Here is a 15,289-nt window from a genome sequence, read left to right as displayed (position 1 = left end):
TGCTCTCGATGGGATCGGACGTGCCGGAGGTCGTGGCGCGTCCCTGGACGGCGAGCAGGTCGAGCTCCGCTCGCCGACGCACGAGTCTTGTTAACGATCGCGGCGGGCGAGATCGTGCACGAGGCCTACCCTGGGTCTTTTGTGAAGCGACTGAATCTGACATCTGATGCCAGGCTCGGTAGCCGGAGACGTGCGGTAAGATGCCGTATCTCAATGCTTTAATCATTATGCGCCAGGTGGGTCCGAGGCGCCCCCGTGTTGCCTTCGCGCCAGGCGCGATACCGACCGCGAGCTTTCCGAACAGCGACCACGCAGCCAGAGCATGATCGGCTTCCGCCCCGCGCGACCTGCCCGCGAAATGGTCGTCCAGAGCGACAGGCCGCGGCGCGCCGCACTAGCCCGAATAGTCGACCGACCTCTTGAGGCCGAGGAACCCGGAGCGCTCGATCCGATAACCGAGCGGCTGAAGCACCTTCATGGCTCTGCGCTCCAGAGCGTCGTTGCCCGCCACCGCCGCCTTGACGGCCTTGCCTAGGCTCCCCTTTACCCCGTGCGGCAGCGGCGCGCCGATTTGCGCGAGCAGGTCCAGGCCGATCTCGCTCGTGCCGACCTGCGGCTGGCCATTCGGTGGCCGCAGTAGCGGAATCACGATCGACTCGATCAGCCTCTTGCGGGTGGAGGTGTCGCGGAGGGCGGCCGCGGCCAGCAGTGCGACGATGGACCTGCGTTGGGTGTTGTTTGTGCTTCGGCTGAATCGTTCGATCACGACCGTGGCCAAGTCATTCGCGTCGAGATCGGTGAGTCCGATCAATCTTGCTTCGAGCGGCCTGGGAACGCTGGCGCCGGGCTCCGCGATATACGTGCGCAGCAATTCGACACGCTCTTGCCGGCTCCATGTGGCGCGGATCTTGGCGACGGCGTCGGCGACGGCGTCCGATACCGCTTGGCTCTCGCGCAACGCCGCGAATACTCGTGAGACGCCTGCCACGTCGGGCGCCGCCAACCGTACCCAGGACGCTGCGGCCGTCGAAGCACCGGAGCCGTGCTCCTCGACCAAGGCCACGACGTCCTCGATGCTGGGCAAGGTGCCTAGGTCGCCTGGCGCCAGGCCTGATGCGTCCATAAGGTTCAGCAGCAGTTCGGTGGCGAGGGGTTCGGGCAGCCAGTCGCATGCGGCTAGGCCGGCCAGCGCGTCTTTGAGCTGCTCGGGCGCGTCCTCATTGCCGGGGGTGCCCTCGCGCACGATGAGTACGGCGTCGCGGGAAAGGTAGCGGCCCAGCGGTTGGTCGCCCGAGATCTTCTCGGTCATGCCTTCGGCGAACGTCTCACTGAGCGTAGACAGCGCCGCCCGGTACACACGAGGCGTCTCCAGTAGGCCGGCGGTACCGAGCGGCTGGAGGTTGCGCAACATGCGTGAGCGGTTCTCAGCCGACGCGTCGTCGGTGACCGGCTGCCCGACGTCGTGCATGACGGCCTCGGTCAGATTCGGTCGCCTATCGTCCGGTAGGTGATCGGTGGCGCCAGCCACTGCGGCCACCGCCGCCTCGACCGTCGCCAAGTCTGCCCCTGGACCTTTGGAGGCACTCCAGAGGCCCGCGGTCAGCTGATTGATCGCCGCCGGTTCGACCGAAGTGGTCGCGCTGGGTTCGACCGCCGCCAACCACTGCGGCCACGCGTGCAGCCGCCGTTTGACTGTCGCCGCGAGCAGGGCCTCAACGAGCTCGGGTTCGTCGACGGGTTCGAGCCAGCTGAGGATCTTCTCGACCGCATCTCGGCCCGACTGCCGATTCGTCTTCAACAAGGTCAGGACAATCCGGCTGGCCAAGCGCGGACTATGCGCGGCCCGTTGACGCGCGTACTGCGCCAGGGCGGCCACGATCGGTCCGGGATCGAACATGTCGGGCGCAGGCGTCGAAGCCGCGCCAGCCGGTCGCCCGGCGGTGGCCGAGGCCGCGCTCTGGCGGTCGATGGACGCCTTATGCGCGTCGAGTGCATCGCGAAGAGCGGAGCTGACCGCCTCCATTGACGTGCTCATCACGTCGGTGGCGGTCAGATCGTCAATCTCGCTGAGCAGTTCGACTGACTCCTCGCCGCCGTCGCGGACCAGTTCGTAAGCGACGATCCGCGCGAAGATCTCCGCCTTTGCCTCCAGCGCCGGCCGAGGGGCGCGCAGCACGAACGAGGCGTCGAGCCCGTCCGTCTCAATCATGGTGAGGATGACCTCGCGCAGGCGTCGAGCGCCGGCTTGCGAGCCGCGTGCCGCCAGCCGCCACGCAGCGTCGACGGTGTCGCTGTTGAGCAGTCCCGGATCAGTATCGGCCAGCATGGCGACCATCTCGCTCGCGCCATCGGCGACACTGCCCACCGGCAGGGACTCATCCTCGCCGTACAGGCCCAGCAACGTCCGCGCGGCGTTGGGAGCGCCGACCCCGACACTCGTGCGCATCAGATGGTTCAGAAGCCGGACAATTCCCTCGCGGGCTGGCGGATCGACGGACTGCAGCCGACGCGCCACCGCCGGGACATCGGCGTTCTCGACCGCGGTCTCGATGGCGAGCGCGGTCTGCGCGTCCAGGCCGAATGCCGTCCCGGTGCTGTGCATGAACACGAGGTCGCGGTTCGGGCCGGGCACAGTCCTCGTGCGACTCAAGTAGTCCAGCAGTTGCCGACTGCTTTGAACTTCGAGCTGACTGGCCGCGGCGTCTGCTTCGCCGGAATCCACGATCATGTTGGCAGGCGCGGCGTGATTCTCTGCGTATGCCCTCGCGCGCTCGATCGCGCGCTTGGGGTAGGAGTCGTCGAACGTGTCGGTCCGGTCGGCGATGATGCGCAGCACCATCTCGGGCAGTCGCGCGTCGATCTCCAAGTCCCTGGCAAACAGCGGAAACTCCACGCGCAGGCACACCAGTTTCGCCATGGAAGCCGCGTGGGCACGGGGGTCCTGCGCCAATAGGCCGCGGCGGTGCCGGTCCTGGGCGAGCCGATACACCAAGGCGAACGCGTTGAGCAGATGCTTGACCCGCCTCGGGCTGGTCACATGCGTCGGGACCAAGACCGAGACGACGTAATCGCCATTGACTTCTTGCCACAGGCCGCCCCGGTTGCCGACCAGGTCGGCCGCGAACCTCGTGATCCGCTGCGACATGAGAGGCGGAAGACTGATCTGATATTGAAAGACCTTGTCGAGGTATGCGCTGCCGGTGCTGTAGTACGGATTGACCTCGTCTGCGGGGGTCTCCTGCCGGGCGGCGCGCGTCAGACTCTCCTCGAGAACCCGCTGGTCCGCGGCGATGACGAAAACGCACCGGGCCACACCGAGGAAAGTACGGATGGCGTCGAGTGTGGCGACCACTTCGTCCGCAGCGCATCGGTCCAACTCGTCCACGAAGATGACGAGCCGCGTGGCCTTCGCCCGGGCGACCAGCCGCTTGAAGATCTGCTCGAACTGTTCGTCGCTGTCGGGCTTCGCGGTGGTTCTATCGACCTGCAGTGTCTTGTTCGCGAGGGTGATGAGTGCGGACAGCAGCGCTGCGGGGAGCAGCCCGGCAGTTACCGCCGACTTACACAAGCTCGAGAAGTCGGCACCGTACCGGCCGCTCTCCAAGAGCGCGATAAGCGCCACGACTCCGACGAGAATCGCCGACAATGCAAGGGTCAGTCCGGCGAAGATCCCGAGGATCTTGAAGATCTTGCTGGCCGGAACCTTGACGTCGGTGCGCGTGTGCCCGGCGTACAAGGCGTCGTGGAACAGGTCGTCGTTGATGCCCAGTTCGCTTGCGACGGCGGAGACGAAATTGCGACGAAGGGGTGTCTCGGCGTATTTGAATGCGTCGAAACGGGCGAAACGGATGCCGTCGCGGCCCTCGATCGCCTCGCGCAGCAGATTGCCGATTCCGCTCTTACCCGAACCCCACGGCCCGTACAGAGCGATATTCGACCGTTCCGGGACGGTCCGCACCAGTTCGGCGAGCTGCACTGCGATCTGTTCGTGCGACAGGCGGTCGCCCTCCGCGCTAGCGACTTCCCGGTCGTCGACGAGGTCGCCTGGTACGAGCAATCGTTGCGCGTCGGCCTCGATCATGCTGCCAAGTACTCCCCTCCGCTGAATCCGCGGCTCTCATCATGCACGCCGGGTCCGACAGCTCGAGGGGAATACGTTGCGCGACGGGCTGAAGGACCGACCGCTTACTCATCGGGGTCGAGTAGTCCGCGGGCGGGGTTGTTCTTGAGGGATTCGTCGACGTAGCGGTAGAGGATCTTGCTGCCGGGGGTGAAGCCGGCGTGCCGGGCCACGTGCAAGGGGTCGGCGCCGGCGGCGAAGGCGGCGGTGACGAAGCCACGGCGGGTGGAGTGGGCGCTGATCTGCCGCGGCACCGTGCTGCCGTCGCGCAGCACGCGTACGTCCACCCGGGCTTCGGCGGCGCGCTGGCGCAGGATGCGGTAGACGGTCTTCTGGGTAATGCGCCCGTCGTCGTTTGCGCGGGCGCGGGCGGGGCTGCCGGCGGCAGCACCGAGGCGGCCGAGGTGATCGAGGCGCAGGAACAGCGGCCCGTGGATGTGCCCGCGGCCGATCAGGGCGAGCTGGTATCGGCGGATTGCGTGCACCGGGCAGTAGCGCGGATCCGTGCCGTACGGCACGTCGACGTGGTCCTCCTTCAGCCCGGACGAATTCGTCTTGGACAGCCGCACCCGTACCCGCAGCACGTCCGCGTCACCGTCGCCGTCCTCCGGCTCGGTCAGGTCGTTGAAGTTGACCGCGGCGATCTCCGCGCCGCGCCGACCCATCGCGAACGCGAGGAGGATCAGCGCGCGATCGCGCAGCCCGCGCAGCTCCCCCGGGTCGATCGCGTCGACCATCGCGCGGATATCGCGGGGCAGCAGCGGCGCGGCGCGTTTCGCACCCGGCGCGGCGGCCGGGTCCAGGGCCAGCCGGCGCGAGTAGGCGGCGATGGTCTGGCGGGCCAGGGCGGTGTCCGGGCCGTGCGGGTCGTGTTCGGCCCGCTCCTCCTCCAGCAGCGGCAGGCCGCGGGCCTGCTTTTCGGCGCGCAGCGCGGCGCGCCGCTCGCACTCCGCGGCGACCCACATGCGGGTCAGCGCCATCAGCGAGCCCAGGTGCGCCTCCAGGGTGGAGACCTTCAGGCGCTCCTGGTGGCCGAGGTGGTCCAGGTACGCGGCCAGCATCGCCGCGGTCGGCGGCAGCGCGGCGCTGTGTCCCTGCTCTCGGCACCAGGCCTCGTAGCGGGCGTAGCGCGAGGCCCAGGCCCGGCGGGTGTTCGGCGGCACGGCCGCGGCCAGCCGCGCGGCCACCGCCTCGGGCAGCTGGTGGTCGCGCGCAGACCGGCGCTGGTTCCCGGCGCCCGGCGCCCCCGGACCGTGAGCGGCGGGTGAGAGCAGGATCGGGGTCTGGCCGCGTGCGGCGGCCTCTGCGGTCAGGTCGCGCAGCCGCTCCACGAGGGGTCCTCTTCCAACAGTGGTGTGTCTGATATGCGGATCATATCGAACACACCTCGGTCGGCTGGCCAGGCTTGCCGGTGGGGTGGCGGGCCCGGACACGTCTCCGCAGGCTCGGATAGGCGACGGGCTGGTGGAGGTCGCAGGACGGGGTCGCCGCTCTGGAGGCTTCTGGGACAAAACTGCAGGCCGGCGGCCGTATCGGTGCCGGCACGGTCGAACGTGGGTGGCATCTCGGTGCAGCTCTGTCGTGCCGTGACCTGCGGGTTGTCACCTGGTGTAGGCCGAAGGTGACAACCCAATGCAGGTTCGGCGACGGCGTGCAGGCTTGGTGACAGGTTGGTGCAGGTCAGCCGTCCGCTGACCTGCGGTTTGTCACACGATGCAGGTTTGTGTGGCGTCTTGGTGCAGGTTTTCGGGCGCGCGATGGGGTGCTGAACTGGCTGCAACGCTCTGACCTGCGAGGTGACATCTCATGCAGGTTGATCTAGGACAACGAGATGCAGGTTCGCAAGTTTCGTGCGGGGTCGCAGCACGATGCCTCTGACAGAACTTGACCCACCATAACCGTGATTATGGTGGGTTTGCTGCCGCCGCCTCCGTGCAGCATTGCATGGTCTTTAGCGTGTTATCGTTACCGATATTTCGGTAATTGGGGCGTGGATGGGCTGAGCGGATGCCGCAGGATTGCGTGTGGGGGCGCTTCCGGTGTGCGTCGTGCGTGCTCGGCGTTCGGGGGGTGGGTGCGGGACTGCCGGGGGCGCGGCGCATGCTAGAGGGATGACGGCATCCTCGCAGGGGCGCGCGCGGGTCGCGGCGCAGGGCAACGGGGTGGATCTCGGCCTGTTCGGACCGGGCAGTGTCTCGTGGCGTGTGATGGCGGATCCGGCGTTCGCGATCGGGGGCCTGCGGGCGCTGTTCCTTCAGGCGCTGTATCCGCGGGCGATGGCCGGGGTGGCGCAGAATTCGGATTTGAGCGCGCCGCCGTGGGGTCGGTTGCTGCGTACCGCTCGGTACGTGCACACCGTCACGTTCGGTACGGGCGAGCAGGCGCAGCGGGCCGGGGCGCGGGTGCGAGCGATACACCGGGCGCTGTGGGCCGCGGATCCGGACAGTGGGGAGCGTTTCCGGCTCGACGACGTGCAGGCGCTGCTGTGGGTGCACGTGGTGGAGGCCGAGTCGTTCCTCTCCACGGCGCGGCGCGCGGGGCTGCGGCTTAGCGCGGCGGAGGTGGACCGGTATTACCGGGAGCAGGTGCGGGCCGCGCAGCTGGTGGAGATCGACCCGCAGCTCGTGCCTGCTACGGCCGCACAGGTCGCGGATTACTACGCGCGGATGCGGCCGCAGTTGCGACTGAGCGATCAGGCCGCGCACGCCGCGCGGTTCCTGCTGTGGCCGCCGATGAGCACGAAGGCGCAGCTCTACGGGGCGCGCGCCGGGTGGCTCGCGGTGACGGGCACCGCGTTCGGGCTGCTGCCGGGCTGGGCACGGCGCCTGTACCGGCTGCCGGGGCTGCCCGGCGGGGACGTTCCGCCAGCGGTGACGGCCAGGCTGCTGCGTACCGCGGCGATGACGTTGCCGACGCCGCTGCGCCGCGGTTCGCCGATCCTGCAGGAGGCGCGGGCACGTGCGGCGGCGGCGGGGTATGCGTGAGCGCGTTGCGGCGCGGGGTGGTCGCCGCTCGAGCGGTTGGTCGGCGATCCGATGAATCAACAGCGAGCGCGGGACTGAATCAACAAATCCCGTGCGTAGCAATGAAAATGCGGATGAAACATCGGATCGATCGTTGACCGTGTGATCGCAGTGGACTAGACCTCCCTCTGGCGGCGCCCGGCGCGGCGCCTTGAATCGGGATCAGGGTGTCAAGCCGGAGGTCTGGATGGTTGCACGCAATCGAAGTCGACGTCCCGCGCGCGGGCGCCTGAGGCGGCTGCTGCCCGCGGCGACCGCCGCGCTGGCGCTGGCCGCCGCGGGCCTGTTCGCGGCCGCGGCGCCCGGGACCGCGGCGCCCGCAGCCGCCACGCTGCTGTCTCAGGGTAAGCCGGTCACCGCCTCGTCCTCCGGAGGCTGCTGCCCCGCAGCGAACGCGGTCGACGGCAATTCGGCCACCCGCTGGGCCAGCGCCGCCGGCACAGACCCGCAGTGGATTTACGTCGACCTCGGCGCTACCGCGCAGGTCAGCCGGGTGCGCCTGCAGTGGGACACCTCCTGCGCCAGCGCCTACGAGATCGACACCTCCGCCGACCACGCCGCCTGGACGCGCATCTACTCCACTGCGGCGGGCAAGGGCGGGGTCGAGGATCTGACTTCTGTGAGCGGGTCGGGCCGCTACGTACGCATGTATGGCACCAAACGTTGCCGCGCCGACGCGACGCACGGCTACTCGCTGCAGGAGTTCGGGGTCTACGGCACTCTGGGCAGCGGGGGCGGCGACACCAGCCCGCCCACTCCCCCAGGCACACCGACCCTGGTATCGGACACCTCCAGCAGCGTCACGATCGCGTGGGGCGCGTCCAGCGACAACGTGGGCGTGGCCGGGTACGACATCTACCACGACGGGCAACTGTGCGCGTCCGTTGGCGGCAGCACCCTGACGGGCACCTGCTCGAACCTGAGCCCGAACACCGCGTACGGGTTCTACGTCAACGCCCGCGACGCGGCCGGCAACGTCTCGCAGCCCAGCGCCACCCTGCAGGTGACCACGCCGGGATCGAGCGACCACACGCCGCCGAGTGTGCCCACCGGTGTGCACAGCACCGCGGTGACCAACACCAGCATCACACTGGCGTGGAACGCTTCGACCGACAATGTCGCGGTGGCCGGGTACCGGGTCTACAACGTGGTTAACGGCACCTCGATGCGCATCGGGTCCTCCGACGCGAGCACGCTGCACACGCAACTGGACGGCCTTTCCCCGTCCACGACGTACCACCTGCAGGTCACCGCGTACGACGCCAACGGCAACGAGAGCGCGGGCAGCACACCGGTGCTGGATGTGACCACGGCGGCCGGCTCGGGCTGCTCGGCGGCGCAGGAGGTGTGCCAGGTCACGCAGGTCGGCACGGACGACGACGTGGTGTGGGGCCTGGTGACGCTGCCGGACGGCACGATCCTGTTCAACGAGCGCGACGCGCACGACATCGTGCATCTGAACCCGAAGACCGGGGCGAAGACGTCGATCGGCACGGTACCGAACGTGCAGTCCACCGACGGCGAGGGCGGCCTGACCGGCCTGGAGATCAACCCGGTCAGCTTCGGCACGGATCACTGGCTGTACATCATGCACACCTCGCCCAGCGACAACCGGATCGTGCGCATCAAGTACGACGAGAGCACCAACACGCTGCAGACGGGCACCGAGCAGGTGCTGCTGACCGGGATCGCGCGCAACAAGTTCCACAACGGCGGGCGGCTGCGCTTCAGCCCGGACGGTAAATACCTGTTCGCGGGCACCGGTGACGCGCAGAACGGCGCGAACGCGCAGAACACCGCGAGTCTGAACGGCAAGGTGCTGCGCATCAACCCGGACGGTTCGATCCCGGCGGACAACCCGTTCCACAACGCGGTGTGGAGCTACGGGCACCGCAACGTGCAGGGCCTGGCGTTCGACTCGCAGGGCCGGTTGTGGGAGCAGGAGTTCGGTAACAACGTGATGGACGAGACGAACCTGATCGTCAAGGGCGGCAACTACGGGTGGCCGTCATGTGAGGGTACGTCGGGCACGTGTGGGACGGCGGGGTTCATCGCGCCGAAGCACACCTATCCGGTGGCGCAGGGTTCGTGCAGCGGGATCACGATCGTGCGCGATGTGCTGTACGTGGCCTGTGAGCGTGGCACGCGCCTGTACCGGGAGGTGATCAGCGGCAGCAGCCTGACGAACGTGCAGGCGTTCTTCGTGGGCACCTATGGTCGGCTGCGCACCGTGGAGCCGGCGCCGGACGGCGGGTTGTGGTTGGCGACGTCGAACGGCGGCGACAAGGACAGCACGCCGCACAACAGCAACAACCAGATCTTCCACGTGACGCTGAGCTGAGACTGGACGAGGCCTGAGCCGGCGGGTGGGCGCAGGAGGCTGGCGGATGGAGACCGGAAAGGGAGGGGCGTAAACACGCACGTCGTGGTCCGCGCGGCCGGGGGGCTGCGCGGGCCACGACGTCGTGAGTGAGCGCGGTTTGGCGGTCGGCCAGCGGGACAGGCGGACTGGCGGGTCGACGGCCGGGTTGGATCAGCGGGGGGTGCGGCCGAACAGCAGCTTCCAGGGAGTGAGCGCCGATTCCAGCTGCACGGAGAAGCTCATCTTCGAGGCGCCCTTGACGCGCTCCTCGAAGCGAATGGGCACTTCCAGGATCTTCATGCCGCGCCGCACGGTGCGGTAGTTCATCTCTACCTGGAAGGAGTATCCGTTGCTGTGGATCGAGGGCAGGTCGATGGCGCGCAGCGTCTCGGCGCGCCAGGCCTTGAACCCGGCGGTGGCGTCCTTCACGTGCAGGCGCAGGATCGTGTTGACGTAGAAGTTCGCCCACGCGGACAGGGCTTTGCGGTGCCACGGCCATTCGGCGGCGACCTCGCCGCCGGGGGTGTAGCGGGAACCGAGCACGACCGCGGCGTCCGTGGTGGCGAGCTTCTCGAGCATCGCGGGGATCACGGCGGCGGGGTGCGAGAGGTCGGCGTCCATCTGGATCACTACGTCGGCGCCCTCGTCCAGCGCGCGGGTCATCCCGGCGATGTAGGCGCGCCCGAGCCCGTCCTTGACGGTGCGGTGCAGCACGCCGACGCTGTCCGGGTGTTCGGCGGCGAGCTTGTCGGCGACTTCGCCCGTGCCGTCGGGTGAGGAGTCGTCGACGACGAGCAGGTGCAGGTTGGGCACCGGGAGGGCGTCGAGAAGGCCGGCGAGCACGGGCAGGTTCTCCCGCTCGTTGTACGTCGGCACGACGACGACGACCTTCGGGGCGTCCACGGCCATGAGCGTTCCCTTGGGCGAGCTGCGGCTAGCGGGCGCGCGGGCTGCGCTGCGCAACGCTAGATCACGTTCGGTGACAGTCGTGCGAGTGTAGCACCGGGTGTGCTGGGCGCCGGGCCGCGGCGGTCTGCCGGTCGCGGCGCTGCCCAGGTGCTCCAACGGGTGTGACGCGCCGTCACCGTACGGCGGTTGCGCACGCGCAGGCACTCCCTGCCGCGGGGCCGCGCCATCGAGACGCCACGCAGAAGCCACAGCCCGGCGGGAGGCTGGCCGCGACCGCGGGCGGCTCGAAGCACGAGCGCCGCGCGCCCGAGCGCCGTCCCTGCTCCGGGGCGGGGTGCGGCGCCGCGTCCACCGGACCGCGGGACAACCCTCGAGCACCGGGAGTCCACGTGCGTAAAACATCCGTCCTTCTGCGTCTCGCCGCCGCCGGCGCCGTCGTGCTGGGCGCGGCTGCGGCCGCCGTGCCCGCGAACGCGGCGAGCACCGCACCCCAGACCAGCGCCGCGGGCGCCGCGGCGGGTTCCGCTGTGCGCGCCCTGAGCGTCTCCCCCGACTCCGCCGGCTCGACGGTGTGCGAGGGCGACCTGTGCATCCAGCGCATCACCTCCATCATCAACAACTCGGCGACGGTGGAGGCGTGGGCGGACGGCTACACCTTCACCGGGCACTTCGAGCTGCTGGGACCCGACGGGCACATGGCCAACTGCCCCGCGTCGGCGGACTACACGTGGGTGGCGGGCGGCACCGGCTGCAACTTCAAGATCCCGGCCGGCACCGGCTACACCATCAAGGCGTGGGAGGGCACCCGGTCGACCGGCTACCACGTGATCGGCCAGGTGGACTTCCGCGTCTGACGCCTGCGTCCCGGGGTGCGGCCGCCGCGCGGCGGCCGCACCGACCGCGGACCCTCCGGCTCGACGGGACACGCTGTCGAGTTCAATGGGACAACCCGGCCAGGCTGAGCGGGTCGGCATGTCCAGCTCAGCGGGACAACCCGGGCAGGCGGCCAGGCAGCCACGTAATGAGGCGGTCAGGTTCCGGGGGCGAGGGCTTCGAGGATCTCTGTGGCTCGTGTGGTGGGGGCGGCGGGGTCGGCTTCGGGGGCGGGGGTGACGACGTGCGGGTCCCAGTTCAGGTCGTAGTAGAGCTCGGTGACGCCTTGCTCGGCGAGCGCCTGGGTGTCCTGGCGGATCTGGGTGTAGGTGCCGGATAGCGGCAAGCGCTCTCCGTCGGGTCCGGGGATGCCAGCGCTGTCGGGGGTCGGGCGCAGTACGCCGCGCACGACGATGCGCACCTGCTGCGGGTCGCGTCCGGCTTCGGCGGCGGCTTGGCGCACGGTCTCGATGCTCGCGCCGATGCGTGTCAGGTCGGTGGCACTGCGGCTGATCCAGCCGTCGGCGAGGCGTCCGGCGCGCCGTAACGCTGCGGGCACGACGCCGCCGAGCAGGATCGGCGGTCCGGGTTGCTGCACGGGGGCGGGTTGCATGCGGCTGGGCGGCAGCGTGTAGTAACGACCCTGGTATTGCGCGGTGTCCGGGGCCCACAGAGCGCGTAGTACGGCCAGGTACTCCTCAGCACGTGCACCGCGGTGGTCGGCGGCGGCATTGGTGGCGGCGAATTCGAGTGGGGACCAACCGATGCCCAGGCCCAGGTCCAGGCGTCCGCCGCTGAGCATGTCGAGCGTGGAGGCTTGTTTGGCCAGGTAGACCGGTTCGACGAACGGCATATTGACTAGGGCGACGCCCAGGCGGATGCGGCGGGTGTGGGCGGCGGCGTAGGTGAGGGCGAGCAGCGGGTCCAGGACGCTGCGGTAGGGCGGGTCGGCGTGGCCGTCGGCGGGGATGAGTAGCCGCTGGAAGGTCCACAGGCTGGCGTAGCCGAGGGTCTCGGCGCGGGTTGCGAACGCGGCGAGGTTCTCGGGGGTGGCCCAGGCGCCGGAGACCGGTGCGCCGAATCCGATCTTCATACAGGTCACTGTAGTGACCGTGCGCGGATATCGGGCGGTGCCGGTACTGCGGCGGTTTGAGGGGCGGCCGACGCGGGCGTGGACGAGGCGAGGTGCGTGAGCGGCGGCGGTCGCAGTGGCCGGGCCGAGCATGGATGCCGGCTCACGCAGGGGCAGCTTGTGGATGCAGCGGTATGTGACGGCGTGGTGCGGCGGGGCGGTTGCTTCGCTTTCGCTGCCGCACGGTCGTCTGCGCGCTGCGCGATGTGCATCCGGCAGTGCGGTAGATAGCGCACGTTGCGGGTAGCCGGATGGCCGTGCCCGGCGGGCGGCGCGTCTGACGCGGCGTGAGTCTGGGCGCAGGCTGGCGGGCGCGGTGTGTTGGGTCGTCTCGCCAGCCGGGTCCGGTCGGTTGGTTCGTGGTGGCGGAGGTCGTTGAAGGATGCGCGCGCTGACGGTGTTGCCCGGCAAGGCCGATTCGCTGCAGGTCGCCGAGGTGCCCGATCCGCAGCCGGGCCCGGATCAGGTCCTGGTGCAGGGTCTCGCGGTCGGGGTGTGCGGTACCGACCGGGAGATCGCCGCCGCCGAGTACGGGCAGGCCCCGCCCGGGCAGGACCGGCTCGTGTTAGGCCACGAGTCGCTCGGCCGGGTCGTCTCCGCGCCGCCCGGCGCCGGGCTGGCCGCCGGGGACCTTGTGGTGGGCGTGGTGCGGCGTCCGGACCCCGAGCCGTGCGGGGCGTGTGCGCGCGGGGAGTTCGACATGTGCCGCAACGGCCGCTACACCGAGCGCGGCATCAAGCAGCTCGACGGGTTCGCCTCGCAGTACTGGACGATCGAACCGCAATACACCGTGCGCCTCGACCCGCGCCTTGGCGCGGTCGGCATGCTGCTGGAGCCGGCCAGCGTGCTGGCCAAGGCGTGGGAGCAGATCGAGCGGATCGCCTCGCGCGCCTGGTGGGACCCGCAGCGGGTGCTGGTGACCGGCGCCGGCCCGATCGGGCTGATGGCGGCGCTGTTCTCGGTGCAACGCGGTCTAGAGACGCACGTGCTCGACCAGGTCGAGGCGGGCCTCAAGCCGCGCCTGGTGCGGGAGCTGGGCGCGCACTACCACACCGGCGGCGTCGAGGACGTGGCCCGCTCGGCGATGCCGGACGTGGTGATCGAGGCGACCGGCGTGCCATCGGTCGTGTTCGACGCGCTGCGGTACAACGCGGCGGCTGGGATCGTGTGCCTGACCGGGGTCTCGGCCTCGGGGCGGGCGCTGACGATCGACGCGGGCGCGATCAACCGGGAGATCGTGCTGCAGAACGACGTGGTCTTCGGGTCGGTGAACGCGAACCTGCGGCACTACCAGGACGCGGCTCGCGCCTTGCAGCACGCGGACGCCGGGTGGCTCGAGCGCCTGGTGACCCGGCGGGTGCCGTTGGAGCGGGCGCTGGAGGCGTTCGAGCCGGGGCATCCGGACGACGTGAAGGTCGTCATCGAGCTGTAGTCGACGGGTAGCCACCTGGGGTGTCGGGCTGGTCGGCGGTCGGGCGCGGCGGGGGACGGTCCCGTGGTGGGGGTTTGTGCATCTGCGTACCGGGGGTGTGATGCGCCGCGGTTGTCGGTGTGCGCGGGTACGATCACGGCGTGTCCGGTTCCGTGACGCGGTTTCAGATCCCGCCGCAGCCCTCCGATGCGGCTCCGGCGCGCCTGCTGCCGCCGGGCGCGGGCGATGCGGCGGTGGCAGGGGACTGGTACGGGCCGCTGGGTGACGAGCTGGGGCAGGCCACGGCGGCGTGGTTGGCGGCGAAGAAGCCGACGACGCGCGAGGCGTACGCACGGGACCTGCGCTCGTGGGGCGCGTTCTGCGCCGAGCGCGGCGTGCACGTGCTTACAGCCCGAAAGCCCGACGCCGACCTGTTCGGGGCCGCGCTGCAGGACGGCTGGCCCGGCGGGGCAGGCGCGGCCGGGTTGTCGGCAGCCAGTGCGGCGCGGCGGATGGCCGCGGTCTCCTCCTGGTACCGGTATCTGGTGGCCTGCGGGCTGCATGAACGCAATCCGTTCGCCGCCGCACAGCGCCCGCGGGTGGATCGGGACTATTCGGCGACCGCGTGGTTGGACGAGGCCGCGGCGCGCCGCATCATCGAGGCCGCCGAGGCCGGGACTGGGGTGACGCGGCTGCGCGATGCGGCGATGGTGCGCCTGATGCTGCAGCTCGGGGTGCGCGTGAGCGAGGTGTGCTCGCTGCAGGTCGGTGCCCTGGGCGCGGCGCGCGGGCAGCGCACGGTCACGGTGCGCGGCAAGGGCGGCAAGCGGATCGAGCGGGCGCTGCCGCCTGCTGCCGCGCAGGCCCTGGACGCCTATCTGGCGTGGCGGGCCGCGCGCGCCGGGGTCGAGCCGGGGGCGCTGAGCGGGCCGCTGTTCGCCACCACTTCGGGCCGCGCGGTGGACAGAGGCGAAGTGTTCCGGCTGGTGCGGCGCTTGGCGCAACGCGCGGGACTGCCGCAGCCGGACGCGGTGACCCCGCACGCGCTGCGCCACACCTTCGCCACTATCGCGACCGAGCGCGGCGCGGACCTCGATGACCTGCAGGACGCGATGGGGCATGCCGATCCACGCACGACGCGCCGCTATCAGCGGGCCGCGCGCCGCCTGGAGCGCGATCCAGCGCACCTGGTGGCGGCCGCCCTGGGCTGAGGGCGCGGCGCTCGGTCGGCGCGGATTTCGCGCGGCGGCGGGCCGCGGCCGGCTAGCTGCCGGGTCACGGCCGGTGTCGCGTTCGGGTGGCCGGTGCGGTGTTCACGCGGCGGGTCGCGCGCTGCGGCCGATACGTGGCCGGTTGGCGGCTGTGTCGCCCACTCGTGCGGCTCGGGCCGAGTTGGGGAAGAAGCCCGCGCTCCGGAGCGTTGTCCCTGCAGGTTTCCTTGAGCCTGCGGTGTGAGCCT

9 protein-coding genes are annotated in these 15,289 nt (G+C 70.1%); 5 read left to right on the top strand and 4 right to left on the bottom strand.

The window, feature by feature from the left end; all coding sequences use genetic code 11:
- Nucleotides 1-394 precede the first annotated feature (394 nt).
- Complete coding sequence (locus VFA06_RS07025) at nucleotides 395-4,081, bottom strand: KAP family P-loop NTPase fold protein (RefSeq protein ID WP_324839614.1); 3,687 nt, start codon at nucleotides 4,079-4,081, stop codon at nucleotides 395-397.
- A 104-nt stretch (nucleotides 4,082-4,185) separates the two neighbouring features.
- On the bottom strand, nucleotides 4,186-5,451 hold the full coding sequence (locus tag VFA06_RS07020) for a hypothetical protein (protein ID WP_324839613.1): 1,266 nt from the start codon (nucleotides 5,449-5,451) through the stop codon (nucleotides 4,186-4,188).
- Between the two features lie 780 nt (nucleotides 5,452-6,231).
- Between VFA06_RS07020 and VFA06_RS07015 the strand changes: the two genes are divergently transcribed.
- Together VFA06_RS07015 and VFA06_RS07010 are read left to right on the top strand one after the other, a co-directional pair.
- Nucleotides 6,232-7,104 carry an oxygenase MpaB family protein gene (locus VFA06_RS07015; RefSeq protein WP_324839612.1) on the top strand — a complete coding sequence of 291 codons (873 nt, stop codon included), beginning with the start codon at nucleotides 6,232-6,234 and terminating at the stop codon, nucleotides 7,102-7,104.
- Nucleotides 7,105-7,330: 226 nt separating this feature from the next.
- Nucleotides 7,331-9,484, top strand: a complete 2,154-nt coding sequence (locus tag VFA06_RS07010; protein ID WP_324839611.1) for a PQQ-dependent sugar dehydrogenase — start codon at nucleotides 7,331-7,333, stop codon at nucleotides 9,482-9,484.
- 192 nt (nucleotides 9,485-9,676) lie between these two features.
- On the opposite strand, the gene VFA06_RS07005 is transcribed toward VFA06_RS07010, so the two are convergent.
- Nucleotides 9,677-10,414 (bottom strand): polyprenol monophosphomannose synthase, encoded by a 738-nt coding sequence (locus VFA06_RS07005; protein WP_324839610.1) that lies wholly within the window; start codon nucleotides 10,412-10,414, stop codon nucleotides 9,677-9,679.
- A 389-nt stretch (nucleotides 10,415-10,803) separates the two neighbouring features.
- Here VFA06_RS07005 and VFA06_RS07000 point away from each other — a divergent pair, with 389 nt between their 5' ends.
- Nucleotides 10,804-11,268 (top strand): hypothetical protein, encoded by a 465-nt coding sequence (locus VFA06_RS07000; protein WP_324839609.1) that lies wholly within the window; start codon nucleotides 10,804-10,806, stop codon nucleotides 11,266-11,268.
- 176 nt (nucleotides 11,269-11,444) lie between these two features.
- Here the strand turns inward: VFA06_RS07000 and VFA06_RS06995 are convergent, their stop codons facing one another.
- On the bottom strand, nucleotides 11,445-12,380 hold the full coding sequence (locus tag VFA06_RS06995) for a TIGR03619 family F420-dependent LLM class oxidoreductase (protein WP_324839608.1): 936 nt from the start codon (nucleotides 12,378-12,380) through the stop codon (nucleotides 11,445-11,447).
- Between the two features lie 421 nt (nucleotides 12,381-12,801).
- Here VFA06_RS06995 and VFA06_RS06990 point away from each other — a divergent pair, with 421 nt between their 5' ends.
- Both VFA06_RS06990 and VFA06_RS06985 read left to right on the top strand, forming a co-directional pair.
- Nucleotides 12,802-13,851: a glucose 1-dehydrogenase gene (locus tag VFA06_RS06990; protein WP_324839607.1), complete on the top strand. Its 1,050-nt coding sequence runs from the start codon at nucleotides 12,802-12,804 to the stop codon at nucleotides 13,849-13,851.
- A gap of 140 nt (nucleotides 13,852-13,991) precedes the next feature.
- Nucleotides 13,992-15,041: a tyrosine-type recombinase/integrase gene (locus VFA06_RS06985; protein ID WP_324839606.1), complete on the top strand. Its 1,050-nt coding sequence runs from the start codon at nucleotides 13,992-13,994 to the stop codon at nucleotides 15,039-15,041.
- The last annotated feature ends 248 nt before the right edge of the window (nucleotides 15,042-15,289 follow it).

Origin of the sequence: Actinocrinis sp. (genome assembly GCF_035653575.1) — a bacterium.
GTDB lineage: Bacteria > Actinomycetota > Actinomycetes > Streptomycetales > Catenulisporaceae > Actinocrinis.
The sequence above is the reverse complement of the archived record's forward strand: the minus strand, read 5'-3'. Positions and strand labels throughout refer to the sequence as shown.